Raw genomic sequence first — 25,139 nt, forward strand, 5'->3', positions numbered from 1 at the left:
CCATGCCCGCGCTTCTTATCCCCATCCGTCTGCGCCCGCTGGCCCTCGCCTGCCTGCTGGCCGCGACCGCCGGCTGCACCGTCGGTCCCGACTATCACCGCCCGACGGTGGACATGCCTGTCGCCTACAAGGAAGCCGAGGGCTGGAAGGCCGCCACGCCCAGCGACGATCAGCCGCGCGCTGCCTGGTGGGCAAGCTACGGCGATGCGACCTTGGACAGCTTGATGGCGCAGGTGGAGATTTCCAACCAGAACGTGGCCCAGTACGCCGCGCAGTATGCGCAAGCCCAGGCACTGGCGGCCCAGGCCAGGGCGGGCTTCTTTCCCACGCTGACGGGGACCGTGAGCGGCACGCGCAACGGGTCGGGCAGCTCCTCGGGCGGCAGCAGTTTTACCACCGATACCACCAGCGGCCGCACCACGGTGGGCTCCGGGATCTCCAACAGCGTGTCGGCCTCGCTGGGCCTGAGCTGGGAACTCGATCTGTGGGGCAAGCTGCGCCGGACGTATGAAGAACAACAGGCCGGCGCCGAAGCCAGCCGGGCCGATCTGGTCAATGCCGTGCTCAGCGCGCAATCGACGCTGGCGCAGGATTATTTCTCGCTGCGCATCCTGGACGAGCGCATCAAGCTGTATGAAGAGACCACGCAGGCCTACGAGCGCTACCTGAAGATCATCGAGAACAAGTACGCGGACAGCCAAGTGTCGCGCGCGGATGTCGCGCAGGCGCAGAACCAGTTGGAATCCGCGCGGGCCTCCATGCAGGACCTGGCCTGGCAGCGGGCCCAGTATGAACACGCCATCGCCATCCTCATGGGCAAGGCGCCGGCCGCCTTCAGCCTGCCGCGCGCATCCGGCACGGCGCTGCGCCTGCCCGACATCCCCGTCGGGCTGGCGTCCACGTTGCTGGAGCGGCGGCCCGACATCGCGGCCGCCGAGCGCTCCGTCGCGTCCGCCAATGCCGCCATCGGCGTGGCGATCGCTGGGTATTTTCCTGACCTTACGTTGAGCGCCAGCGGCGGCTACCAGAACAGCAGCGCGAGCAAACTGTTCACCACGCCCAACCGCTTCTGGTCGATCGGGCCGTCATTCAGCCAGACCCTGTTCGACTTCGGCGCCACGCAGGCCCAGGTCGCCCAGGCGCGTGCGTCTTACGACGCGTCTGTCGCCGGCTACCGCCAGACCGTGCTGACCGCGCTGGGCCAGGTGGAAGACTATCTTGCCAAGCTACGTATCATGGACGGCGAAATGGCTTCGCAACAGCGCGCCACCACGGCCGCCATCGAATCCGCCCGCGTCACCCGCGACCAGTATGACGAAGGGATGATCGATTATCTGGACGTGGCAACCACCCAGGCCACGAGCCTCAACGCGCAGCAGAGCCTGTGGGAGTTGAAAGGGACTCAGCTGACCACCAGCGTGCAGTTGATCGTGGCGCTGGGGGGTGGGTGGACCGTGGGTAAGCCCTGAAGCGTCGGTTTGTGGTTAGTATGCATACCAATCCATAAACAGGAGCTTGGAATGGCCTTGGCGCTGCGGTTTGGTTCGGTTCTGGTGGGCGTTGCCTGTCTGTCATCGCTGGCCGCGTGCAGCGGGCCCGAGAGAAACCCTGACATCAAGATGAATCCCGATGCCCGGATGCGGTACGAGATGACGGCCACGGTGAACGATCCTTTCCTGGCATTCGAGCCGGTCAAGGCGTTTGCTCAGTACAAGGTAGACACGCCCAAGTGCGTGCCGCTGACGCCTTTCTCCGGAGCGACACTGGAGCCCGAGTACCGGGCACCCATCGAACTCAAGCGCGTCGCGCCGAACACCTATCGCGGGGAATTCACCTTCGACCTGCTCAAGGACGAGGATTATTACGGCCAGGGTGTGTGCCACTGGACCCTGGTCGCCGTCGACGCGGAGTTCCATCGCAACAAGACTGACTTCAGTCCCGCGCTGTTCAAGGACGAGCTCCTGGCCACCGGCAAGATGCAGCGCTACTTCTCGCGCAAATCCTACGCCGTCGACAACATCGAACGCATCGACACCGGCGTGGCGGACACGACCAATTTCAAGAATCCGCAGCAGGAGCTCTTCATCATCAGCCTGCAGGCGAAGAAGCTGTTCTAAGCAACACCCGCAACGCCAGCCCTTGCGAGCCAACTCAAGGTAACCCGCGTCCAGACCGCGCGGGCCCACCTGCGCTTCCTGCCCACCCGCTGGGAGGATATGCCGACGCAATATCACATCGTCGAGCAGTTGCGAGCGTTGGAATTGGGTCAGGCCGGGCAGGCCTGGCGGGTAGAAAGCACGGGGGCGCGGGATCTGTCCGATACCCGCCGTCTGGGTTGAGTCGAGCGCGCCGCTCAGCCCAGCCTTTCCTGCACTGCCCGATACGACGCGGCGAGCAGCAGCTTCGCGCTTTCTTCCGCGGTGGCAGGGTCCCCGGCTTCGACCGCCGCCAACAATCTGCGCCAATCGTTTGCCGATTCGCTGCGCCGTTGCGGCGTCTGAAAGCTCAGCGACTTACCTCGCACCGAGGTCTTCCACAACATCTGATTGCCCAAGCCTTCATACATGACCGGCAGCTGTTTCCAGCCCACGGCGTTGATCAGGAACTGCTGGGTTTCTATCGAAACCTTCGCATAAGCAGCGGGCGCCGTGGACGGCTTATCGGCGAGCTGGCTCAAACGCTCGACCTGCCGTTGTAGCTGCGCCAGCATGGTTTCGTCGTGCGACTGTGCGATCCGGCGCGCGGCAAGACCCAACAGCTGCGCGCGTATGCAAAAGATTTCCTCGATGCCTTGGGCGTCTATCTCACGCACCCGGGCGCCCATGCGCGGCAGGCGCTCGATCAAGCCTCGCCGCTCCAGGACACCAATGGCTTCCCGCACCGTCGTCCGGCTGACGACATACTTGTCCGCCAGGATTTCCTCTTTCAAGCGCTCGCCGGGCCCGAATTCGCCGTTTTGTATGGACTGCTCCAACTGATCGGCCATCTGTTCGGGCAGGGATTTGGACCTGCGTCCCAAGGGAAGGACATCGTCCCCGGCCGGCTTTGAAGTTCGCGTCATAGGAGGCAGGTATAGGGCTGCGGGCTGCGCCGTCGTTGTTGGAGTAATGGCGCTCTAGTATATCGAACGGGCGCCAGCTTCGCGCCCGCTCCCACGCCAGTTTCAATTGATCTGGATTTTCGCGCTCCGGATCACTTTGCCCCATTTTTCGACTTCCGCGGCAATGAAAGCATCCGTCTCCGCCGGATTGCGCGCCGCGACCTCACCACCCAGCTTGCCAAGCTGCGCGACAAAATCCGGATCGGATGAGACTTTCTTCAGTGACGCGTTGTACGCGTTGACGACCTTGTCCGGAGTGCCCGCGGGCGCCAGCAACGCGAACCAACCGAGAACCTCGAAATCGGGATATCCGCTCTCCGCGACGGTGGGAACGTCCGGCAGGAACTTCGACCGCGTCTTCGAGGTAATGGCCAAGGGCCGTAGCGTCCCCTCCTTGATATGCGGCAGCATCACGGCGATGTTGTCGAACATCATTGGTACGCGGCCCCCGATCAGGTCAGGCAAAGCCGCCGCGCTGCCCTTATAGGGCACATGCATGATGTCCACGCCCGCGTCCATCTTGAACAACTCCGCCGCCAGATGCTGCCCCGTTCCCGGGCTGGCCGAGGCGAACTCCACCATGCCGGGGTTCTTCTTGAGATAGGCGACAAGATCATGCACATTGCGCGCCGCTATCTTCGGATTGACCACCAGCACATACGGCGTCACCGCCACCAGCCCGATGGCCCGGAAACTCTTGACCGGATCGAAGGGTTGGTTGGTATAAAGCGAGGCGTTGGTCGCATGACTGCTTGGGGCGAACAGCAGCGTCTTGCCGTCGGGATCAGCCTTGGCGACCATCGACGCCGCCAGGTTGCCGCTGGCACCCGCGCGATTCTCCACGACGATGGAGGTTTTCAAGTCCTCCGACATCCGCTGCGCGACCAGCCGCGCGATGACGTCCGTCGTTCCGCCGGGTGGAAACCCAACCATCAAGCGTATGGGCAGCTCTGCCCGGGCCTGCCCCAGATAAAAAGGCATCAGCGCACAGGCAAGCAGCAAGGCGGTTTTTCGTATCGTCCTGATCATTTATTGTCTCCTTGTTTTCTTATCGTTTTCAGGGAGCGGCGCCTGCGTGGACGCCTGCCCTCGCTGAATGGCGGACGCGTCAGGATACCGCCGCGATGGCGCTGCGAGCGGCCTGTTCGTCCATCGGCCCATCGTCCTGGATCACATAACCGGAAGGCTCGCCCAGCAGGGAACAACGCATCATGTGACGCGGCTTGCTCTGGTCGAAGTCCGGCAGCGCGATGTGCAAGGTGCAGCGGTTGTCCCACATGACGATGTCGTTCACATCCCAACGATGGCGATAGACGAATTCAGGCGAAGTGGCATGGCGATTCAGGAAATCGAGGATGGGACGGCTCTCGTCTTCCGTCATGCCGACGAAAGAACGCACCCGGTCGCTGATGAACAGCAGCTTCCTGCCCGTTTCAGGATGCGTGCGGACGACAGGATGCGCGATGGGCGGATTGCGCTTCTTCAGCTCGGCGATCTGTGCGGGGTCGCGGCGCTCGAAGCCCTTGATGAGGGTGATGTCGTGCACCGCATGCAGGTCGTCGAGGAAACGCTTGAAGGTCGCGCTCAACGAGTCATACGCCATGTACATATTGGCGAACATCGTGTCGCCGCCGACCGGGGGTTTTTCCTTGCACATCAACACTGACCCCATGGCCGGCCGGCTTGTGTAGCTGAGGTCGGAGTGCCAATTGCGGCCGGTGTTGCGCGTCTGCGAAGGTTTGCCGTCGCGCGGCTTGTTGGTGACCAGCAGAACTTCCGGATAGTCCGGATCGCGGTAATACGGCACGCTGTCGTTGCGCTCCACTTCGCCGAAGTTGCGGGTGAAGGCGATCAGCTGCTGGGCGTTCAACTCCTGGCCGGGCAACACCAGCACCAAATGCTCGCGCCATGCTGCGCGCAGCGCCTCCAGTTGGCCGGGTTGTAGTCCGTCGCGCAGGTCCAGGCCGGACACCGCTGCGCCAGCGGCATAACCCAGGGGGCGCACTTTGATTTCACTCATTTGTCTCTCCTTATGGTGGCGGGACGCGGCGAGCGCGCGGGGATATTTTTCTCGCCTATCCACAAGAGAATAGTATTTCGAATTCTTGAACATTGTCGACATCGACAATGTTCAAGATCTTAAGCTGTTGATTTAAATGAATAATATTTAAATTATTGTGGGCTTAATGGCTATGCGGGTGCATACGTGGCCAAGAGCGCAGGACGATGAGCGTATCCGTGGAGTTGAGGGAACCAATACATCTTGTGGCCGGCCCCTACAGTAAGACGCTGGCAGTCAGGTGTATGCCGGAGTAACCAAGAGAAACATGCCCGCGCTATGAACGACGTTTCATCCCGTTAGAATCACAGCTCCCCCCGGCTCCGTTCGCGATGACTGATGAAAGCGAGCAAACTTCTACAGATGCTGGCCCAGATCGACGTGCGCATACGCGACGCCGAAAGGCGAGTGCAAACGCAATATCGCGTGATCGGCAGACGCACCACCGCCGGCGAAGTACTCAAGACGGCATTGAGGGTCCTGAGCAATCTGGAAGAAACGCTGGATGCATTGCGTGGAGCGAGAAGCCATCTGTTGGTAGCTTTGAAACGGGAGGCGCGCGCCACGCTTCCGAGAGGCCGGTGTGATAGGACAATGCCGACTTCCTACCGCAAGAAGGCGCCCCACCGAGCTTCCCCCATCCAGCACTTCGGACGCTGGCGCCCGCGGTTGAAGCATGTGTTTTTGAACGCCGGCGAACGGCCATCCTGCTTGATCTGCGTGTTTGCCCCATGCTGTTCCCGGAGCGGTACGAAGCTCACGGACAATATCAAGCGGGATAAAAAGTAAGAACAAGCGCTCGAAACCTCGGCGGCACGATAATTGCGTTCGCGCGTGTTCTTTCTTTCAGTTGACCGTCATGAGCAGACATATTTTAGTCGTCGACGACGACCCCCAGGGCTTGGCCGTTCTCAAGGAAATTTTTGCCGAACTTGGCTTTCAAGTGATGGGCGTGGGAAGCGGCGATGAAGCCACGGCGCTCCTCGAATCGGACGCGCCCATCGACCTGGTTGTCACGGATGTGTACATGCCAGGCGTGACGGGATTGGACGTATTCCAAGCCGCCAGGAAGCGAGACCCTCATCTGCCGGTGCTTTACATCACGGGCTTTATTCCGCCACCCCTGCAGGAAATCCTGGCAAAGGCGAGTCGCACCTTGGTTCTGCAAAAACCATTTGAATTGTCGGCGTTGCTTCGTGCCCTGGACCAGGTGATTCCTCTTGGTGCCGGTGGCGCGCCTGCGCGCGAAGCGGGCTGAGGCAGGGCAGTCGTCGTGCCCTGCTTCAGTTGAAGGAAAGTCACAGCGATCGGGGCGTTGGGTCGCGTCGGGCGGACGGGGGCGTCGCCGCGGTCGTCTGGTCTTCCAACGGGTCAAGCCCGGCCTGCTTACGGCGATCGGCATCGCGGCCGTACTCGTCCTTCCCCTCCTGCCTGAGTTCTCCCCCCGCGGGATAGCCGGAATTCGTGTATTTGTCACGGTTAGGCTCGGTCGGCGGCTGGTCCGCCGTCGGTTGAGCAGAGTGGCTGGTGCTCTCGTTTTCAGTGTGCGGCATGTTGGGCTTGGACATACGCTTCTCCTCGTTGGTCATCGGCGACCCAAGCCGCTGCAAGATCCTTGCCCAAGTTAAACAACTCTCGGTAAACGGCTGAGCCGTACGCTCCAGCGCCCACGTCGGACGCTGGCGCGGACGGTCGAAGGGTGTGTGCTTCAACGTCAGCAACCGGCCAGGTTGCCTGAGCCGCGTGTTTTCGCCCCTGTTGTCCCCGAAGCGGACAAAGCTTACGGACACTATCAAGCGGGATAATAAATGAAGGCAAACGCGGAGGGCCCAACGTCGACAAACCTTGGGCCCTCCGTATTTCCGCTGTTCGCGCCGTGGTCAGTTTGCCTTGAGCGGCACCGTCGAACTCAACTTGTGCCACAGATCAACTTCGGTCTTGATGGTCGTGGCGAATTCCGCTGACGTTCCGCCAGCTGGAGTCAACCCTTCGGCTTTGAGCCTGTCCGCGAAGTCCTTCGACTGCAGTGTCGAGTTCACCGCTGCGTTGATCTTCTCGATGACTTCCGGGGGCGTGCCCTTGGGAGCGATAAGCCCATGCCAGAGCGGCACCGCATAATCGGGCACGCCGGACTCCTGCACCGTCGGGACATCCGGTAACGCCGGAATCCGTTCAGCCGTCGTCACGGCCAGTGCTCGCAGCTTGCCGCTTTGTATCATCGGGATGGCTGCTGCCGCGCTACTGAAGAAGACATCGACGGTGCCGGACAGGGTGTCGGCCAAGGCAGGCCCCGTGCCTTTGTAAGGAATGTGCCTCAGCCGTATTCCGGCACGCTGGCTCAACAGCTCCCCGGCGGCGTGGACGATGCTGCCAGTCCCGCTCGACGCAAAGGTGAGCTTGCCGGGCTCGGATTTGGCCAGTTCAAGAAATTCCTTGAAGGTCTTAGCCTTGAGTTTCGGATTGGCCACCAGAATCAACGGCCCCTGCGCGATCCGTACAATAGGCGCGATGTCCTTGACCGGATCGAATTTCAGATCGAACACGCTCGGGTTCACCGTGTAGCTGGACGCAATGATCGTAAGCGTGTAACCATCCGGCGCGGCCCTGACACCGTACTCGGTGCCAAGGTTGCCCCCGGCGCCCGGTTTGTTCTCCACGACGATGGATTGCCCCAACAGGTCGGTCAGCTTGCTGGCGATAAAGCGCGCCTCGAAGTCGGAGCCCCCGCCGGCGGCAAACGGAACGATGATCCTCAGGGGCTTGGACGGCCATTTCTCGGCCGCCTGCACGGAGGATGCCGACAAGACTGCCAGAGCGGCGGCGGAAAGAAGCAGTTTGCGACGGTACGTTTTAATCATTATGTCTCCCTCTCTTATGGTGATTGCCGAAGCAATGGTGCTCAGTTGTTCATGTGTTCAAGGATGTCCTGCCTTGCGCGTGCGATGTGACGGCGCATGGCCAGCTCGGCCATTTCCGGGTCGCGGTCAGCGATCGCATCAAGGATGCGCTGGTGTTCCAGCATCGATCGCTCGGTACGCTGCGGACGCCGACGTTGTTGCCGCCGGCAGAGTTCGATGAGACCGTGATAGTCCTCGCTAAGAAACTTGATCAGAAACTCGTTGCGGCTAGCCCGGACGATGGCCGAGTGGTAGTCGATATCGAGGCCGCGGAACGGCGCGGAGGGATCGTCGGGCATGGCCTGCTTGGCAAGCCGCTGACGTTCCAGGGCTTCACGCAGAAGGTCGATCTCGGGCTGTGTGATATGCACCGCCGCTTCGCGCGCCGCCATCCCTTCGATGGCCTCGCGCAGCTGGAATATGTCGTTGACCTTTTTCGCATCCAGCGCCACCACCCGCGCGCCTTGGCGGGGCACGCGAGTGACCAGGCTACGTTCCTCAAGGCGCCGTATGGCTTCCCGCAGCGGCGCGCGGCTGATCCCGAACTTGCGGGACATCTCGGGCTCGCTGATCTTGGCGCCTGGCGGAATCTCGCCTTCGAGGATGGCATCGCGCAGTCTCGCCAATACATTGTCGGATACCGACTCCCACTCACCGTCGAAATCTTCCGCGCTCATGCTGCCCTTTCCTCCGCTTTGATACTCGCGGCCGGAACGTAGACCTCGCCCGCCATCAGGCGGCGCGCGGTGCGGTAGACGGACGTTTCACTGACTTGCGGACTGCCGTCCTTCTCCACGACCTTGGCTCCCACCAGCAGCACACCCGACGGATGTTCGATCGCGACGTCTTCACCGTCGGGACGTTTGGCGACCGCATGGGCGACCGTACCCTCGATCTGAATTGCCGCGGCGACACACATGCCGCCGGTAAGCGGTGTCGCGCGATGTGGCTGGCCCGTCGACATCACGCGCACACGCAGATGGCAGTCCTCACTTGAGGGGCTGGATAACAGGGCGACCTGGGGCAGGTTGCGCACGCGCGAACGCGCGTCTTCGAGATCCTTGGCGATACCGATTCTGACTGCCGCGGCGCGCCGGATGGCTTCGCAATACCTCAGCGCGCGCTTGTCGGCATCCAGCTCGGCGGGCGTTTCCCCGCCGGTCAGCCCGATCGCGTTCGCTCGCAGCATGACGACCGGATTCGCGGCGTCGATGATGCTGACCTCGACGGCGGGCCACTCCTCCTCCAGGGCAAGATGTTCCGCGCGTGCACCGGTCGGAATCAGCTTCCCCGTGACCGCGCCGCCGGGCTCAAGAAACGATAGCCGGACCGGCGCGCCGGCGCCTGCAACACCCGGCAGCACACAGTTTCCCTGAACGGCTGCGCGGCCGTTCACCAACGGAAAGCGCGCGACGATCACCTTGCCGGTATTGGTGTTGTGGATGCGAACGGTTGCCGCGGCGCCGGTGGCCTTGACCAAGCCTTCATCCACCGCATACGGGCCGACCGCCGAGGAAATATTGCCGCAATTGCCCTTGTACTGGACGATGGGCGTGTCGATCGGCACCTGCGCGAAGGTGTAGTCGATGTCCGCATCGGGATGTGTCGACGGGCCGATGATGGCAATCTTGGACAACGAGGAAATGCCCCCGCCCATGCCGTCCAGCTGACGTCCGTAGGGATCCGGCGTGCCCAGCGCCGCGCAGAAAATCGCGTCGCGTCGCGCCTGGCTTGCGGGCAGTTCGGAAACCTTGAAGAAAAGCGCTCGGCTAGTGCCGCCACGCATATAGACCGATGGGATGGCCAATTGATCGTCGCTCATGCCGTGGTCTCCTGTTGCTGCTTGAGACGATCGAGCACGAAGGGGAACATCCCGCCGCGCTGCCACACCTCGACTTCGCTTGCGGTATCCAGCCTGCAGCGGCACTGGATGTGTTCGGTTTGGCCGTCGTCGCGCGTCATCGTGACCGTGACGGTGCTGCCGGGCGCCACGGACGACGTGTCGATATCGAAGGTTTCAAGGCCGGTGATACCCAGCGTCAAGCGGCTTTGTCCGGGCAGGAATTGCAATGGCAAGACTCCCAGATTGGCCAGGTTGGACCGGTGGATGCGCTCGAACGATTCCGCCATGACCGCGCCGACGCCGAGCAGGCGCGTGCCTTTGGCGGCCCAGTCGCGAGACGAGCCGGCGCCGTAGTCCTTGCCGGCAATGACCACTACCGGCACCTTCGCCGCAATGTAGCGTTCGGCGGTTTCAAACACGCTGCCTGGCGCTTGCTCGCCGATGAATCGGGTAACGCCGCCCTCGACACCTGGAACGAGTTCGTTGCGCAGGCGGGTATTGGCGAAAGTGCCCCGCATCATTACCTCGTGATTGGAGCGGCGCGAACCGTAGGCGTTGAAGTCGACGGCGGCGACGCCGCGCTCCAACAGGTATTGCGCCGCGGGCGATCCCGCCGCAATGGCGCCTGCCGGAGAGATATGGTCGGTGGTGATGCCGTCGCCGAGCATGAGCAGAACCCGGGCCGAACGGATATCGGCGGAATCCCCATCGGTCCGCTTCAGCTCGGCATACGGCGGACGGCGGATATAGGTACTGCTGTCATCCCAGGGAAAAAGCGCCGACACCGGCGCCTCCAGTTCTTCCCATGAGACGTCGCCCATGAATACATCAGCGTAGCCCTTGGCGAACGAGGTGGGCGTGACGTGGCGCGCGACCATCTGCTGCACCTCAGCGGCGTCGGGCCAGATTTCGGACAGGAACACCGGCTTGCCGTGGCGATCGACGCCGATGGCATCGCGCGTCAGATCGACGCCCATATGGCCGGCGATCGCATACGCGACCACCAGTGGCGGCGACATCAGATAGTTGCTGCGTACCGCCAGATGGACGCGGGCCTCGAAGTTGCGGTTGCCCGAAAGAGTCGAGCAGACATTCAAATTGCGCTCACGGATGGCGGATTCGATTGCCGGATCCAGTGGGCCCGAGTTACCGCCGCAGGTCGCGCAGCCAAAGCCGGCGACGCCGAATCCCAGCTTCTCCATCGGCTCCAGCAGACCCGCCGCCGTGAGATAGACGCAAACGGCGCGCGAGCCAGGTGTCAGCGAGGTCTTCACCCACGGACGGCTGGTCATACCGCGATCGACCGCATTGCGCGCCAACAAGCCGGCGGCAATCATGACCGCCGGGTTCGACGTATTCGTACAGCTCGTGATGGCGGCGATGACCACCGAACCGTCCTTGATCTGGACGTCATCAGCGGCCATCGATTTGTCGCCATGCTGGGCGGCGATGTCGCGTAGCGGCACGCGCTGGTGGGGCTTGCTGGGGCCGGCGACGCAGGGCTCCACCTCCGCCAGGTCAAGAGTCAGCAGTGTCGAGTAAGTGGGCTCGACGCTGTTTGCATCGCGCCACAGTCCCTGGAACCGGGCGTAGGCTTCTACCAGCGCCACGTGCTCGTCCCCGCGGCCAGTCAATGAGAGATACGTGGTCGTTGCCGCATCGATGGGAAAGAGCACACAGGTCGAGCCGTACTCCGGACCCATATTGGCGATGGTCGCGCGGTCCGCCACGGGCAGTTCATCAAGCGCGGGACCACAGAACTCGACCATCGCGCCGACCACGCCAGCTGCCCGCAGCGTTTGCGTCAAGGTGAGCACCAGGTCCGTCGCCGTCACGCCGGGCTTGAGCTTGCCGCTCAGTCTTACGCCGACGACGCGAAGCAAGGGAGTGACCAGGGGCAGGCCCATCATGGCCGCCTCGGCCTCGATGCCACCGACGCCCCAGCCGAGCACACCCAGTCCGTTGACCATGGTGCTGTGGCTGTCGGTTCCGACCATCGTGTCCGGATAGGCCAGAACACCGCGCGCGGTTTCCGTCGTGCGCACGACCGTCGCGATGTGCTCGATGTTGACCTGGTGCAGGATGCCTTTGCCGGGAGGGACCACGCGCACGTTGTCGAAGGTCTTCTGCGCCCACTTGGCCAGCTGAAAGCGCTCCACGTTCCGGGAGAACTCCAGATCCATATTGCGGATCAGGGCATCCGGCCGTCCCGAGAAGTCCACGACCATGGAATGGTCGATGACCAGGTCCACCGGAATTTGCGGATTGACGCCGCCGGGGTCGCCGCCCGCATCGGCCATGTCCGTACGCAAGGTCGCGATGTCGACCAGCGTGGGGATGCCCGTGTAATCCTGCATTAGCACGCGGGCTGGGTGATACGAGACTTCGATGGGTTGCGTCTGATCCGGCTGCCAGTTGATCAGCGCGGATAGATCGTCCTGGCTGATGCCGTTGACCCCCAGGTGACGCAGGACATTCTCCGCGAGGATGCGCACGCTGTAGGGCAGCCTGGCCAGATCCGTTTCGGGGAATGCAGCGGCCAGGCTGTAGCCCAATACCGTTGCGGACGCCGTTGACGAGACCGGGCGCAGATAGGCGTCTTGATGGGAGCTTCGGACGGGGGACATGGATACTTATTGGTCGGGGGGATTCGGGAACTCTACTCCTGCCATTACCTATCTGTCGACAGAAATATGTATTTATCACCATATAATCTATATTTACCCAAGAATTTTGGATCTTCTGTCGACAGAAAATCGACACCCGGACGATGAACCAAGAGCCGCGATGTAGGCATTCCCCTACAAACGTAGTCCAGCACTGTCATCCTTTCGCGCTCGCTCCCGATAGCGCGGTTCGGGCTGGGAATCGACAATCTCGTCATCGATATTCCCTTTGACTGGAGTTCCCATGTTGCCCCGCCCCGCTCCCCGCGCTCCGATTGCCATCTCCCAGGTACCGGTGCTGCCGCGCCGGTCGGACGACATGTTGCACACGCGGAGCGCCGCGCGCTGCACGACCTGCGCCTTGCAGCCGGCCTGCCTGGAAGCCGAGGGCTGCGAGCAGATGCTGTCGGCGGGGACGTCGTTGACGTCCGGATGGCGCATGGTGCGCCGTGGGCAGCCGCTGTATCGGGCCGGTGACGAGTTCGGCAACCTTTACGCGGTGGTGTCGGGGTCGCTCAAGACGGTGCTATTCCATAACGAAGGCCGCGAGCAGATTTGCGGCTTTCCGGGCGTTGGCGATCTGGTGGGCATGGATGGCATCGATACGGGCCATCACGCCTGCGATGCGGTCGCGCTGGAGGATACGCAGGTCTGCGTGATTCCCTTCAATACGCTGGAACAGCGTTGCCGCCAGGCCGCAACCACGCAACACCACCTGCTGCGTTTGATGAGCGCGGAGATCGTCCGCGAGCAGCGCTTCTTCATGCTGCTGGGGCGCATGTCGGCCGATGAACGGCTGGCGTCCTTCCTGGTGGCCATGTCGAACAAATTGTCGGCACGAGGGTACTCGTCTTCAGAATTCCACCTGCGCATGACGCGCGAGGATATTGGTAATCACCTGGGGATGAAGCTGGAAACGGTCAGCCGGACGTTTTCCAAATTTCAGGCGCAGGGGTGGATTACGGTGAAGCAGAAGCATGTCGCGCTGCTGGACGTGGCGGCGCTGCGCGCCCTGTCCTGCCAATAGGAAGGCTTGCCGTACCACGCTGCGCTTCGCCCCGGCGGACCGGGGGCCCCGCTGCGGCTGCTACTTCACCGGGATTTTCTCGGTGGCGGGGACGGGAACCGCGGTGATGCTGTTTTGCGGGCTGCCGTCGACCACGCGGTCGGAGTAGACCAGGTACACCAGTGCGTTGCGCTTGGCGTCGACCATGCGGACGACGCGCACGTGCTTGAACAGGATGGAAGCGCGTTCGGAGAAGACTTCTTCTTTCTGCGGCACAGGCGACTTGAACTGGATGTCGCCAACCTGGCGGCAGGCCACCGACGCCTCGGCCTTGTCCTCGGCCATGCCCACGGCCCCGGAGATCCCCCCGGTCTTCGCCCGCGACAGGTAGCAACTGACCCCGCCCACGCGCGGATCGTCAAAGACCTCGACCACGATCTTGTGATTCGGCCCGATCAGCTTGAAAGCCGTACTGACCTCACCCACGTCTTCGGCGTGGCTGGGACCGGCGGCCAGGAGCGCGGCGGCGGCGATGAAAGCTAATTTCTGGAACATGTTCAGATCCGGTTGGCAAAAAGGGGCAAACACCATCGCTGGCGGCACAGAGGTGGCCGGCCAGGCGCGTCCGGCCGGACGGCAAGTCGGCGCGTCGGGCGCCGTCTCGACCGGCGTCAAAAAGATAGTGTAGAATAGCGGGCTTGCTCCAATTCCATCCAGACCGGAAGGGTCTATAGGGTTTCAGACGTAGTCTTTTCCCGGATTCCATTCCGCCTTCGACGCCCACCGTAGCGCGATTCCCGATGGCTAGCGTTGGAGCATGCTGGGATTTATTCCCAACCTGCTGGCGCAATGGCAGAGTGGTTATGCAGCGGATTGCAAATCCGTGAACGTCGGTTCGATTCCGGCTTGCGCCTCCAAGATTTTCAAGGCTCTCCCAACGGAGAGCCTTTTTCTTTGCTCCGCAAAATCCGGAGCACCTCCCGTGATCGACTCCTGCGGGCAAGCTATCGCTTGTCACCCCGCTCACGCGACCATCCTGCGACCGCGATTGTGCTCATTTCCTCAATCGTTAATGGCCTTCTCACGATGCTCCGGCCATCGAGAGCATGAAAGAAATCTCCAATGTTCCCAGGCTGATGCCGCGCCCGTATCCGAAGCTCGCCACCGGACAACTTCTCCAGATTCACCGGTTCCCCAGGCTTGATGCCTAGATGTTGGAGTAGATCGCGCGTAAGAGTGATTCGCCCCTTCGCGCTGACGGTCAGCAACGCCATACAGGTCTCCAGATAATCTCGAATCGAATATTGCCATGCCTTCCTTCTTCAGCACCGATGCGGGGCCAGCGGCAGCGGCGCGTGCGTGAGCAATGAAAGGTGCCCACCGCCAATGAGATACCAATTCGGCCAAGCAACAATTGGCAATACAATCCCCTCCTCATCCATGAACCGAGGGTAGGAAAAGTGCAAAGGTCCAGAGCAGGCGTGGTCTTGTTGGCTGTGGTGACGTTGGCAGGCTGCGGCGTAAAGAGCCAAACGAGGCGGCCAGCGGATGGACCTACGTTCGAGCCGGTCAGTGGGCCGGTTTGCTTCCTCACGACCCAATTGCCGCCGACCGTGAAGGCGACGCTCATCGGCCAGCTGGTCGGTTCCAAGCGTGGATACGGTCGTACCACCAGCATCCTGGAGGCGACCGCGGACGAGGCCCGCAAGAGCGGGGCGAATGTGGTCGCCGACGTTGTCACGGGCCATCGAGCGGGCTTCCTAGCCTATGCCGAGCCGGTAGCCTACGGCAACAGCTACCGGCTGGCTGAAGGCGAAACCATCGACTGCGAAAAGCTCGGTGGCACCCTTCGATAGTCAACGCGCCAGGACCGGCGCTACCGCGGAACAGGAACCGCCTGCCCCACAATACCGGCCAGGCACTGCGCAGTCGCGGCGGACAGCGTCCACCCCAGATGCCCATGCCCCGTGTTGTAGAACACGCCATCCTGACGCCCCTTCCCAACCCGCGGCATCATGCTGGGCAGCATGGGCCGCAGCCCCGCCCACGGCACCACGCGATCCGTGGACATCCGCGTAAAGGTACGCCGGGTCCAATCGACAAGCGGTTGAATCCGATCCGCCCTGATGTCGCGATTCTCACCATTGAACTCGGCCGTGCCCGCAACCCGGAACCGCGTACCCAGCCTGCTCGTCACGATCTTCGCGGCCTCGTCCAGCAAGCTCACCCGCGGTGCGGACACGTCCGCATCAGCGTCGTCCAACTGCACGGTAATCGAATACCCCTTCACCGGATAAACGTTTATCCGGTCGCCAAACATGGCCGCCACGCGCCGGCTGCCTACGCCGGCGCAGACCACGACAGCATCCGCTTCCAGGACGCCCGCATCACGCCCGGTATCGTCCACCAAATGCAGGCAATGACCCGCCCCCTGCCGTTGCGCTCGATCAACGACCGTATTCATCAGGAACCGCACGCCCCGCCGCTCGCAAGCCTGCGAAAGCCCCCGGGTAAATTTATGGATATCGCCCGACGCATCGGAAGGCGTATAAAACCCCGCATGGTAATGACCATCCAGGGACGGCTCGATATCGCGTATCTCCGACGACGTCACCGCATGACGTTCCAGCCCCGCGGCCAGCATCAACTCATGCCCCCGCTGCGCAGCCGCGAAAGAACGGGCGTCGTGATAAATGTGCAGAATGCCACGGCGCTCAAGGTCAAAATCTATGTTCTCAGCGCGTGCCATCGCATATAGATGCTCACGCGCCGAGATAGCCAGCCGCGTCGTTTCCATCGTGTTCACCCGATGGTTCCTGATCTGGCCGATGAATTCGGCAAGCCACGAATACTTGTGCCAGCCCGGCGCTGGATTCACCAGTAATGGCGCATTACGCCGCCACATCCAGCCCAGGGCTTTGATAAGCGTGGACGTGCTGTTCCAGACTTCCGCATTACTCGCGGAAAGCTGCCCGCCATTGGCGAAAGACGTCTCCATGGCCGCATAGCGATTGCGGTCCACGACAGTGACGTCATAACCCAGGGCGTTCAAGGCATAGGCAGAGGTGACGCCGGTGATACCGGCGCCAATGATGGCAATGTGGGGCATGAGCCCTCCAGTCGACAGCGTTGCAGGGGCCATTGCCATATGGCAATGACGCCCCATCTGTCCTGTGACCTGAGAGTTTCAACCGCCATGCAGGCGGTTCCCCTTCGGTGGACGCATTGCGTCGCTCTCCAGATTGTCCTGGTCGCGCGGTCCTTTTGCCTGAGAGTTTCCGGGGCGGTTGCTCCTTCGGCGTCGACGCAAAGTCGAACTCTTCCGCGCGTCCGTATACGGACGTCTCGTTAGACATGGCGCGATGGCGACGTCTATCGAAGAGCGAAATCTAACGCGGCCCCTGGCAACTTAAAACCCAGGGAAAACCCTCGAAGCCTTAGTTCCCCCTGGAAGAAGAGGTTGGACTGAAGCGCCCATGCCCATAGACTTCAGTTCAAGTCGACGCGGCATTGATGGAACCGCGCGAAGCGAATCTACGAAGGTGGTATGAGATGGCAAATGGGGTGATTACGCATCGGATGATCGAAGTCTTCAGGGCGGCGATCATGCATGGCGGAATAAGCGCGGGCGCCGAGGCATTGGGCATTCCACAGCCCTCCATGAGCCGCGTCCTGACCGACCTCCAGAAAGTCGTGGGCTTCCCCCTGTTTCTCAAATCGGGGCGAACGGTAAAGCCGACCGCGGAAGCACACGCGCTCATGGAGAAAGTCCAGCAGTCTTTCCTGGGACTGGATGAGATCGCCAAGTTTTCAGCCCAGTTGCAGTCGCGGCGTCTGGGCCGTTTGTCTCTCTGCGTCATTCCATCGGTAGGCAACTCGACGATTCCACAACTGGTGGAGCATCTAAACACCACCTTCCCCGAGGTGGCCGTCAGCGTCAGAATCGCCTCCTACATGGACGTCTGGCGCCATGTCCTGAATCGACAGGCCGACATCGGCATAACCGCCGACATCGTATCCAGCGGCGAGCTGGAAACCGTGGCGGAATTCTCCGGAGATTGCGTCTGCGTGGGGACCAGCCAGTGGCTGCCCCCTGACAAGTCCTCCATTACTCCGCAGCAATTGGCGGATATTCCCCTCATCGGACTCACCGATTCCTTCCAGAGACGATTGGACGCCCTCTTCTCCGCGCATGGTGTACGTCCGCAATCGAAGATCGAAGTCTCCGCTTCTCACACGGCAAGCGAACTTGCGCTGCGCGGCATGGGCGTCGCCATCGTGGATCCGCTGACCGGGGAACATCACCGTCAACGCGGCGGGGTCGTGGTACCCCTACGACCCGGCTTGCCCTACACCGTTTACGCGACGGCGATGAGCGACACGCGCCTGGGCAAACCCGCGCAGGAAGCGCTGCGATTTCTTGCCGATGCCACCGCGCAGGCAAAAAGCATGTCATCGATGAATAAGTCCATGACCTGGCAGCCATAGATACCACGCCCGCAAGGCCCATAGAATTTCCTGGATCCAGCGCCGTCCGTTCAGCGGTGCCTTCCAACTGATTTTCTACGAGCCGGCATATGAAGATTACTGAACTGCGCACCTACGTTCACCCCAACGCGAACAAGCACTATGTGATGATCGCCATCGAAACCGATGACGGTACCGTGGGGTTCGGCGAGGCAACGCTGGACCACAGATGGCCGTCCGTCATCGCCGGTATCAAGGAAGGGTTTCGCGTCATCGCAGGCCAGGACCCCACGACCATCGAGAAGCACTGGGCCACGCTCAGGGAACAGGTATTCTGGGGTGACGGCGCCAGCAGCAGGGCCGCCCTCGCCGCTATCGACCAGGCACTGTGGGATATCACCGGCAAAGCCTACGGCTTGCCTGTGCACAAGTTGCTCGGCGGCGCTGTCAGGGACAAAGTGCAGGTCTACCTCAACCAATGGTGGGCCGGGTACAAGAATACGGACGATCTGATTCAGAAAGCCAAAGCGGCCATTGAACGAGGCGGCCGGACCCTAAAGTGGTACCCCTTCGGCACCCCGGACAACTTCCAATATCGAATCGCCGCGCACGATGTGCGTAGAGCTATCGCCGAGGTCAAGGCGGTTCGTCAGGCGGTAGGCCCCGAGATTGGCTTGATGGTCGACATATGGCGGCGGCTGGACTGGGCATCCGCGGCGGAGTTCTGCGCGGGCATCGCCGACTGCAATCTGTTATTCGTCGAAGAACCGACGGAATACCAGAGCGCGGACGCGTTCGCACGCCTGGGCACCGCCACACGAGCGCGGATTGCGTTCGGCGAACGTTTCCACTCGCGCAGGCAATTCGCCGAAATCATAGAGAAGCAGGCTGTTGGTCTGGTGCAGCCCTCCATCATCCGTGTGGGCGGCCTGACGGAAGCCGTGAAGATAGGCCACGCGGCCGCGGTCTATTCAATCGGTGTCGTGCCGCACAACCCCCATGGCCCGGTCGCGATCGCCGCGACGGTGACGCTGTCAGCCGTGCTGACGAACTTCGTCATCCAGGAATCCTACGAAAACAACAATCCCCCGACCCGCAAACAATTCGTGAAGTCGGGACCGGAGATCGAGGGAGACTTTTACCGGGTATCCGACCAGCCAGGGCTGGGCATCCGCATCGATGAGGACGCATTGCGTCCGCTCTGCTGCGATTTCACCAAGACATCAGCAGAAGACTGAGTCTGCCAGCCCATCGACTTTTATCGTCATATTTTTCAAGGGGAAAATCATGAAAAGAAAATATGCATCGCTACGCAGTGCCGCAGCCGCCATCCTGTTCGGCAGTTTCATGGCTGCCAGCTCAGCACAGGCAGAATATCCGGACAAACCGATCACATTCGTCGTCCCCGCGGTAGCCGGCGGCGCGGCGGATGTGTTGACCCGCGTATTGACCGCAGAAATGACGAAGCGCCTGGGCCAACCCGTGATCGTCTTGAACAAGCCCGGGGCGTCAGGCGCGATAGGTCTGGATGCCATTGCGAAGGCCAAGCCGGACGGCTACACGATAGGCATGCATAACCTGGCGATTCTCGTCGGGGGTTTGACCGCGGCGAAGACGCCGTACCGGCCGGAGGATCTCATTCCTATCGCCAAGATGTTCACGCAACCCAACCTTCTGGCGGTGAACCCGAATCTGCCCGTGCATTCGGTCGCGGAACTCGTCACCTACGCCAAGGCCCATCCCCATGCCGTGTTTTACGGTTCTAGCGGCACGGGCACGTCACTGCACGTCGTGACGGCGCTGTTCGCTCAGAGCACCGGCATCCAGATTGAACATGTGCCCTATAAAAGCGCCCCATTTGGCGAGGCCGATCTAGCCAGTGGGCAGATCCAGATGATGATCAGCAATCTGACATCGCTTGGCCCGCAAGCAAAAGCCGGCCGCGTACGCGCATTGGCGATAACGGGACCTAAACGTTCACCCATGCTGCCTGACGTTCCAACGATCGCCGAGGCTGGCGTCCCCGCCGCGCAAATGGAGACCTGGGGCGGCGTCGTCGGTCCCAAAGGCCTGCCGGATGACATCGTGGGAAAGCTGAACACCACGATCAACCAGATCCTTGCGGACCCGGAAGTAGTCAGGCGCTACGACGAAATGGGCAGCGCGGCTACGCCCCAGACCACAGCCCAGTTCGACGCGTTGATCAAATCGGAAAGCGCCCGCTGGGGAGCCGTCGTCAAGCAGGCAAACATCACGGCCGACTAAGCACACGAGTCGCGACACACACGCAATACGTGCTCGAAATAGTCACCGATACTTTTTCCAGAATGGCAGGACCCATGGCATCAACCGATCAGTTCTACACATATCTAACGCAGCAATTACGCGAGATCGACGAAGCGGGGCTGTCAAAACACGAGCGCGTCATCAACTCGCGCCAGGGCAGCCACGTTTCGTTGACGGGCGGCAAGGAAGTCATCAACCTGTGCGCCAACAATTACCTTGGCCTGTCTTCCCACCCGGATGTCATCGCCGCGGCGCACCAGGCGCTTGATTCCAGGGGCTACGGCTTAAGCTCGGTACGGTTCATTTGCGGAACGCAGGACATCCATCGAGCCCTGGAAGAACGCCTTGCGAGTTTCCTGGGCACTGAAGACGTGATTCTGTATGGCTCCGCCTTCGATGCCAATGGCGGCTTGTTCGAAACCCTTCTTGGACCTGACGATGCCATCGTCAGCGACGAACTCAATCATGCGTCCATCATCGACGGCATCCGCCTGTCCAAGGCCAAACGTTACCGCTACCGCCATGACGACATGTCGGATTTACGACGTCAGCTCGAGCAGGCCGCGGCGGGCGGCGCAAGACACACGCTGGTTTTCACCGATGGGGTTTTCTCCATGGACGGCACCATCGCACAACTGGACCGCATACGGCGCATTTGCAATGAGTTCGGCGCCCTGTTGGGGGTAGACGACTCGCACGCCACGGGGTTTGTGGGCAAGACCGGTCGCGGCACCCACGAATTCCGTGAGGTCTTCGGCAAGGTCGACATCATTACGGGAACCCTGGGCAAGGCCCTCGGCGGCGCGTCCGGCGGATTCACCGCCGCGCGGCGTGAGGTGGTGGCGCTGCTGCGCCAGCGGTCCAGGCCCTACCTCTTCTCCAATACCTTGTCGCCTGTGATCGTCGGCGCCACCTTGAAGGTTCTCGACCTGCTTGAAGCCGACACCCGGCTGCGCGACACGCTGGAGCAGAACACGCGATATTTCCGGACCGAGATCATGAAATCCGGCTTCGAAGTAAAGCCAGGCACGCATCCCATCGTGCCCGTGATGATCCACGACGCTGTCCAGGCGCAGCGCTTTGCGCGCCGCCTGCTGGAACTCGGCGTCTACGTTACCGCCTTTTCTTTCCCGGTCGTCCCGCAGGAACAAGCACGCATCCGCGTGCAACTCAGCGCCCTGCACACGGTAGACGACCTGACATTCGCGCTTGCTGCCTTCAAGCAGGCAGGCACGGAACTGAACATCGTTTGAGTCGAACCATGAAGATTCTTATCACCGGCGCCAACGGCCAGCTGGGTACCGAAATATCGCTGGCATTGGCGGAGCGCTACGGCAGCCCGAACGTCATCACGACGGATATCGTTCCCAACAGCCGCCATCCGCATATCGTTCATGAACTGCTGGACGTCACGGATGCGGGTCAGCTCGACGAAATCATCAAGCGGCACGGGGTGACGCAGATATACCACCTTGCCGCCGCCCTCTCGGCGACGGGTGAAACGGCGCCACAGTGGGCCTGGAACCTGAATATGGCCGGGCTGCTGAACGTTTTGGAGGCGGCGCGGAAATTCAAGCTGGAAAAAATATTCTGGCCAAGTTCGATCGCGGCCTTCGGCCCCACCACTCCGGCGGATGCAACCCCGCAGAAGACCGTGATGGAGCCGTCAACCGTCTACGGCATCTCGAAGCTGGCAGGCGAAGGATGGTGCCGCTGGTATTTCGAGAAGCACCATGTGGATGTGCGCAGCCTCCGCTATCCGGGGCTGATCTCGTACAAGACACTCCCTGGGGGAGGTACGACCGACTATGCGATCGACATTTTCCATGCCGCACTTAGGGGGGACACCTACCAATGCTTCCTGGCGGAAGACGAGGAATTGCCGATGCTGCATATGGAAGACGCGGTCCGCGCGACTATCGAGCTGATGGAAGCGTCCGCCTCCGCGATCACGGAGCGTGGCAGCTACAACCTGGCTGGGGTCAGTTTCACGCCGAGCCAGATCGCGGCAGAGATTCAGAAGCACGTACCGGGCTTTGACTTGAAGTACGCACCGGATTTCCGCCAGGCCATCGCGCATGGATGGCCGAATTCCATCGACGACAGCCGCGCAAGCGAGGACTGGGGTTGGCTGCCCAGGCTGCGGCTGGCGCAAATCGTCGAGAACATGCTGGCAAATCTTTCTCGGACTGCGGCACACCCGGAAAGCCGCAGTGACAAGGTTGCAAGCCATGCTTCGGCCTCATCCTTATGACCTAGGGTTTGGAACTGAATGTTTCTTAGGTCAAAGCTCAGCAGTATGTATCGGCCTTACAACATAGGCACAAATTCAAAACGCGACGTCCAAGCAAAGTTACGTTCAATTACATCGCCCTCTACCCCCTGGGATAGTGTGCGGGTGCGATTGCGCCGGGGTATCTGCAGCACCCGGCGCCTTCGCGGACATGTGTTTTTAAGCCGCAGGCAACTGCGGCTTTTTTTTTGGCTGCGACAAACGTCAATGCACGGCTGCGATGACACCCGCAGGTGCGGGGGTGAGCCGCAGTGTGCGGTACTCCATCAAGGCGGACATGCCGGCTTCTTCCGCCTTGGGCCGGGTCAAACAGCGCGTGCCCGCGGCAACCAGGGCGCCGGAAGCGGGACTGGCCAGCTGGTAAAGGTAAAGCTTCCAAGCAAACAAGCCATCATCCTGGATGCCGGTAGAAAGCGCGATCCGGCAGCCGTCCAATAACAAAGAGAAGCATTCCATCATCGAGAGACTGGCCCTTCCGGCGAGCGCCTTACCGCGCCCGGTGAAAAGAGGTTGAACCGACTATAAGTATTTCGGAGTAAACCATTAGTTTTGATTTTCTCAATCTTCGTGCTTTCCATAATGGACAGCCGCCAGCGCCTTCAGGTGCCCCGCAACACTTTCGCCAGTTCGGGCGCGGTCATGAAGGAAATATTGTTCTTCGTGGCGTAATCCACGGCCGTGGGGGAAACTTCGCCCAATACGACATAAATGGCCTCGCGCGCACCGCGCTTCTCGCGGGCGGCCTGCAGCTGGCGCAAGGGCTCCACCCCGGTACGGGCCGCTTTCCAGCGCTTGGCGCAGACGAGGGCGACGTGGCCGCCCTTGGTCAAGGCGAAATCGGCGCCGCCACTACTCAGGCGCTCGACCTGGCAGCCATCGCGCTCGAAGCCGGCCTGCAAGGCCCCCGCGAACGCCGACCACGGCATGATGGCGGCCGCCGCGGCGACCGTCTCCACCTGGCTGGCCGAGGGCCTGCGCAATTGCCGCCAGGCCGCGATCAGGGAAATCACCACGAACGGTATCGAACCGAACACGCCAACCGCCCAGTACTCCTTGGGCAAGGCGGAAATCGAACCGAGGATGAATACCAGCGCGATGGCGGCGCTGATCCACCAGGACGAACGCATCAAGACGCCGAAGATGGAATCGTTGAAATTCCGGAATCTGAACTTCATGCCTGGGTGGCCTCGCGTACGACGATACGCACGTTCCCACAGGTGACCACCTGGCCCGCACGTATCTTCGCCGTCTTGCGCGTTTCAACCGCGCCATCCACGCGTACCATGCCGTCCGCCACCATGGCCTTGGCCGCGCCACCGCTGTCGCTGATGCCGGTGACCTTGAGGAGCTGGTTCACTTCAATATAAGGAGCGCCAGGCGCGAGATCGAATTCTATGTTTTGCATGGAGAAAGACAGGAAAAAACACCGTCGGCGGTTATGCTGACGCGATGCCGCCAAGGCGCGGCCGCCTAGTTTACGCGCACAGGCGCCTTGGCACGCTGCCAGCAAGCCGGCACCATTTCCGGGCAGATGGTAAAAGTGGCGAGCCCCTCGGCGTTACCTATGACTTGCCCCTGGCGTGACCCGCCCACCTCTGCTGCCCCCATGTCCGACACCGCCCTGCCCATCCTCTATTCCTTCCGCCGCTGCCCGTATGCGATGCGAGCCCGGCTGGCGCTATCGGCCAGCGGCCAGCGCTGCGAACTTCGAGAGGTGGTACTCAGGAATAAGCCCATGGAACTGCTACAAGCATCGCCGAAAGGGACCGTGCCTGTCCTCGTCCTGTTGGATGGCCGGGTCATCGATCAAAGCCTGGACATCATGCATTGGGCGCTCGCCCAAAGCGATCCGGCAAAATGGCTGGTGCCGGAACGGGAATCAAAGGAAAGCATGGACGCGCTGATCGCGCTATGCGACGGCCCGTTCAAAACCCATTTGGACCGCTACAAATATCCGGACAGATACCCCGGCGCCGACAGCCTGGAACATCGGACGCAGGGGGTTGAGTATCTGCTGGCGCTGGACGCGCGCCTGAGCCAAAACGCTTACCTGTTTGGATCAGCCCCATGCCTGGCCGACATGGCGATCGCGCCCTTCGTCCGCCAGTTTGCCGCCACAGACGCGACGTGGTTCGAAAACCAACCCTGGTCGGCATTGCGGCGCTGGCTCAATGCATTCACCGAAAGTGAGCGCTTCGAAGGGATCATGGAAAAATACGCCCCGTGGATCTCCGGCGCGCCCGGCGTCGTGTTTCCAGGCGCGGGCGCAGCCGTGTCCATCAGGCCAGATCGATAGGACCAATGGGCGTCTTCCTGGACGCCTCCGAATCCTCATCCGCATCGGCGCCGTCCTGGTGCTCCGCATCATCGGCTGGCAGCACATCAGGATCTTCCGGCAGTGGGTCGGGCCGCATGCCGGGCACGATCGGATCAGTACCCAGTACATCCGGATTGTCGGGTTTGCTTGGGGTGGTCGACATGGCACTCTCCATTACGCCGCGAGATGCGGCGTTTCACGCACC

Annotated in this window: 27 protein-coding genes, 1 tRNA gene and 2 riboswitches; of the genes, 14 read left to right on the plus strand and 14 right to left on the minus strand. The window is 61.6% G+C overall.

Annotation, left to right across the window (positions count from 1 at the left end):
* The first annotated feature begins 2 nt into the window (after positions 1-2).
* The 3 genes from ASB57_RS17805 to ASB57_RS31750 all read left to right on the plus strand — a co-directional run bounded on the left by ASB57_RS17805 (position 3) and on the right by ASB57_RS31750 (position 2,339).
* Positions 3-1,469 (plus strand): efflux transporter outer membrane subunit, encoded by a 1,467-nt coding sequence (locus ASB57_RS17805; protein ID WP_197424757.1) that lies wholly within the window; start codon positions 3-5, stop codon positions 1,467-1,469.
* 51 nt (positions 1,470-1,520) lie between these two features.
* Positions 1,521-2,117 carry a hypothetical protein gene (locus ASB57_RS17810; RefSeq protein WP_057653438.1) on the plus strand — a complete coding sequence of 199 codons (597 nt, stop codon included), beginning with the start codon at positions 1,521-1,523 and terminating at the stop codon, positions 2,115-2,117.
* Between the two features lie 99 nt (positions 2,118-2,216).
* Positions 2,217-2,339: a hypothetical protein gene (locus tag ASB57_RS31750; RefSeq protein WP_255361980.1), complete on the plus strand. Its 123-nt coding sequence runs from the start codon at positions 2,217-2,219 to the stop codon at positions 2,337-2,339.
* Positions 2,340-2,353: 14 nt separating this feature from the next.
* On the opposite strand, the gene ASB57_RS17815 is transcribed toward ASB57_RS31750, so the two are convergent.
* The 3 genes from ASB57_RS17815 to ASB57_RS17825 all read right to left on the minus strand — a co-directional run bounded on the left by ASB57_RS17815 (position 2,354) and on the right by ASB57_RS17825 (position 5,120).
* Positions 2,354-3,061, minus strand: coding sequence for a GntR family transcriptional regulator (locus tag ASB57_RS17815; protein ID WP_057653439.1), 708 nt, complete (start codon positions 3,059-3,061; stop codon positions 2,354-2,356).
* A gap of 102 nt (positions 3,062-3,163) precedes the next feature.
* Complete coding sequence (locus tag ASB57_RS17820) at positions 3,164-4,129, minus strand: tripartite tricarboxylate transporter substrate binding protein (protein WP_057653440.1); 966 nt, start codon at positions 4,127-4,129, stop codon at positions 3,164-3,166.
* A 79-nt stretch (positions 4,130-4,208) separates the two neighbouring features.
* Positions 4,209-5,120: a TauD/TfdA family dioxygenase gene (locus ASB57_RS17825; protein ID WP_057653441.1), complete on the minus strand. Its 912-nt coding sequence runs from the start codon at positions 5,118-5,120 to the stop codon at positions 4,209-4,211.
* A gap of 378 nt (positions 5,121-5,498) precedes the next feature.
* Between ASB57_RS17825 and ASB57_RS17830 the strand changes: the two genes are divergently transcribed.
* The gene (locus ASB57_RS17830; RefSeq protein WP_057653442.1) at positions 5,499-5,948 is read left to right on the plus strand and encodes a hypothetical protein; all 450 of its coding nucleotides are present in this window, start codon (positions 5,499-5,501) and stop codon (positions 5,946-5,948) included.
* A gap of 70 nt (positions 5,949-6,018) precedes the next feature.
* The gene (locus ASB57_RS17835; protein WP_156414203.1) at positions 6,019-6,417 is read left to right on the plus strand and encodes a response regulator; all 399 of its coding nucleotides are present in this window, start codon (positions 6,019-6,021) and stop codon (positions 6,415-6,417) included.
* A 40-nt stretch (positions 6,418-6,457) separates the two neighbouring features.
* Here ASB57_RS17835 and ASB57_RS17840 read toward each other — a convergent pair whose 3' ends face one another.
* The 5 genes from ASB57_RS17840 to acnA all read right to left on the minus strand — a co-directional run bounded on the left by ASB57_RS17840 (position 6,458) and on the right by acnA (position 12,526).
* Positions 6,458-6,727 carry a hypothetical protein gene (locus ASB57_RS17840; RefSeq protein WP_057653444.1) on the minus strand — a complete coding sequence of 90 codons (270 nt, stop codon included), beginning with the start codon at positions 6,725-6,727 and terminating at the stop codon, positions 6,458-6,460.
* Positions 6,728-7,039: 312 nt separating this feature from the next.
* Complete coding sequence (locus ASB57_RS17845) at positions 7,040-8,017, minus strand: tripartite tricarboxylate transporter substrate binding protein (RefSeq protein ID WP_057653445.1); 978 nt, start codon at positions 8,015-8,017, stop codon at positions 7,040-7,042.
* A 41-nt stretch (positions 8,018-8,058) separates the two neighbouring features.
* On the minus strand, positions 8,059-8,733 hold the full coding sequence (locus tag ASB57_RS17850; protein ID WP_057653446.1) for a GntR family transcriptional regulator: 675 nt from the start codon (positions 8,731-8,733) through the stop codon (positions 8,059-8,061).
* A complete protein-coding gene (locus ASB57_RS17855; RefSeq protein WP_057653447.1) occupies positions 8,730-9,878 on the minus strand; it encodes a 2-methylaconitate cis-trans isomerase PrpF family protein in 1,149 nt (382 codons plus the stop codon). The genes ASB57_RS17850 and ASB57_RS17855 overlap by 4 nt, the downstream gene beginning before the upstream one ends.
* A complete protein-coding gene (gene acnA, locus ASB57_RS17860; RefSeq protein WP_057653448.1) occupies positions 9,875-12,526 on the minus strand; it encodes an aconitate hydratase AcnA in 2,652 nt (883 codons plus the stop codon). Before acnA ends, ASB57_RS17855 begins: the two co-directional genes overlap by 4 nt.
* A gap of 283 nt (positions 12,527-12,809) precedes the next feature.
* On the opposite strand from acnA, the gene ASB57_RS17865 reads away from it, so the two are divergent.
* Positions 12,810-13,592 (plus strand): helix-turn-helix domain-containing protein, encoded by a 783-nt coding sequence (locus ASB57_RS17865; protein WP_156414204.1) that lies wholly within the window; start codon positions 12,810-12,812, stop codon positions 13,590-13,592.
* A 60-nt stretch (positions 13,593-13,652) separates the two neighbouring features.
* On the opposite strand, the gene ASB57_RS17870 is transcribed toward ASB57_RS17865, so the two are convergent.
* A complete protein-coding gene (locus ASB57_RS17870; protein WP_057653449.1) occupies positions 13,653-14,126 on the minus strand; it encodes a CreA family protein in 474 nt (157 codons plus the stop codon).
* Positions 14,127-14,414: 288 nt separating this feature from the next.
* Here ASB57_RS17870 and ASB57_RS17875 point away from each other — a divergent pair.
* Positions 14,415-14,488, plus strand: a tRNA-Cys gene (locus tag ASB57_RS17875).
* A gap of 696 nt (positions 14,489-15,184) precedes the next feature.
* Positions 15,185-15,427 carry a hypothetical protein gene (locus ASB57_RS31140; RefSeq protein ID WP_156414205.1) on the plus strand — a complete coding sequence of 81 codons (243 nt, stop codon included), beginning with the start codon at positions 15,185-15,187 and terminating at the stop codon, positions 15,425-15,427.
* Between the two features lie 20 nt (positions 15,428-15,447).
* On the opposite strand, the gene ASB57_RS17890 is transcribed toward ASB57_RS31140, so the two are convergent.
* The gene (locus tag ASB57_RS17890) at positions 15,448-16,680 is read right to left on the minus strand and encodes a D-amino acid dehydrogenase (protein WP_057653452.1); all 1,233 of its coding nucleotides are present in this window, start codon (positions 16,678-16,680) and stop codon (positions 15,448-15,450) included.
* Positions 16,681-16,733: 53 nt separating this feature from the next.
* Positions 16,734-16,816, minus strand: a riboswitch (glycine riboswitch).
* Between the two features lies 1 nt (position 16,817).
* Positions 16,818-16,906: riboswitch (glycine riboswitch) on the minus strand.
* A gap of 244 nt (positions 16,907-17,150) precedes the next feature.
* On the opposite strand from ASB57_RS17890, the gene ASB57_RS17895 reads away from it, so the two are divergent.
* The 5 genes from ASB57_RS17895 to ASB57_RS17915 all read left to right on the plus strand — a co-directional run bounded on the left by ASB57_RS17895 (position 17,151) and on the right by ASB57_RS17915 (position 22,578).
* Positions 17,151-18,059, plus strand: coding sequence for a LysR substrate-binding domain-containing protein (locus ASB57_RS17895; protein WP_231755184.1), 909 nt, complete (start codon positions 17,151-17,153; stop codon positions 18,057-18,059).
* A gap of 89 nt (positions 18,060-18,148) precedes the next feature.
* On the plus strand, positions 18,149-19,276 hold the full coding sequence (locus ASB57_RS17900; RefSeq protein WP_057653454.1) for a mandelate racemase/muconate lactonizing enzyme family protein: 1,128 nt from the start codon (positions 18,149-18,151) through the stop codon (positions 19,274-19,276).
* 49 nt (positions 19,277-19,325) lie between these two features.
* Complete coding sequence (locus ASB57_RS17905; RefSeq protein ID WP_057653455.1) at positions 19,326-20,303, plus strand: tripartite tricarboxylate transporter substrate binding protein; 978 nt, start codon at positions 19,326-19,328, stop codon at positions 20,301-20,303.
* A 74-nt stretch (positions 20,304-20,377) separates the two neighbouring features.
* Positions 20,378-21,577 (plus strand): glycine C-acetyltransferase, encoded by a 1,200-nt coding sequence (gene kbl / locus ASB57_RS17910; RefSeq protein WP_057653456.1) that lies wholly within the window; start codon positions 20,378-20,380, stop codon positions 21,575-21,577.
* 8 nt (positions 21,578-21,585) lie between these two features.
* A complete protein-coding gene (locus tag ASB57_RS17915) occupies positions 21,586-22,578 on the plus strand; it encodes an NAD-dependent epimerase/dehydratase family protein (RefSeq protein ID WP_057653457.1) in 993 nt (330 codons plus the stop codon).
* Between the two features lie 243 nt (positions 22,579-22,821).
* Here the strand turns inward: ASB57_RS17915 and ASB57_RS17920 are convergent, their stop codons facing one another.
* The 3 genes from ASB57_RS17920 to ASB57_RS17930 form a co-directional block, all read right to left on the minus strand.
* Positions 22,822-23,076 (minus strand): hypothetical protein, encoded by a 255-nt coding sequence (locus ASB57_RS17920; protein WP_057653458.1) that lies wholly within the window; start codon positions 23,074-23,076, stop codon positions 22,822-22,824.
* 140 nt (positions 23,077-23,216) lie between these two features.
* Complete coding sequence (locus ASB57_RS17925; protein ID WP_057653459.1) at positions 23,217-23,792, minus strand: restriction endonuclease; 576 nt, start codon at positions 23,790-23,792, stop codon at positions 23,217-23,219.
* Complete coding sequence (locus tag ASB57_RS17930; RefSeq protein ID WP_057653460.1) at positions 23,789-24,022, minus strand: RNA-binding S4 domain-containing protein; 234 nt, start codon at positions 24,020-24,022, stop codon at positions 23,789-23,791. The genes ASB57_RS17925 and ASB57_RS17930 overlap by 4 nt, the downstream gene beginning before the upstream one ends.
* 201 nt (positions 24,023-24,223) lie before the next feature.
* On the opposite strand from ASB57_RS17930, the gene ASB57_RS17935 reads away from it, so the two are divergent.
* On the plus strand, positions 24,224-24,913 hold the full coding sequence (locus ASB57_RS17935) for a glutathione S-transferase (protein ID WP_082621689.1): 690 nt from the start codon (positions 24,224-24,226) through the stop codon (positions 24,911-24,913).
* Here the strand turns inward: ASB57_RS17935 and ASB57_RS17940 are convergent.
* Positions 24,897-25,097 (minus strand): hypothetical protein, encoded by a 201-nt coding sequence (locus ASB57_RS17940; protein ID WP_057653461.1) that lies wholly within the window; start codon positions 25,095-25,097, stop codon positions 24,897-24,899. The genes ASB57_RS17935 and ASB57_RS17940 overlap by 17 nt on opposite strands.
* Positions 25,098-25,139 lie beyond the last annotated feature (42 nt).

It is taken from the genome of Bordetella sp. N (genome assembly GCF_001433395.1).
Lineage (GTDB): Bacteria > Pseudomonadota > Gammaproteobacteria > Burkholderiales > Burkholderiaceae_B > Bordetella_C.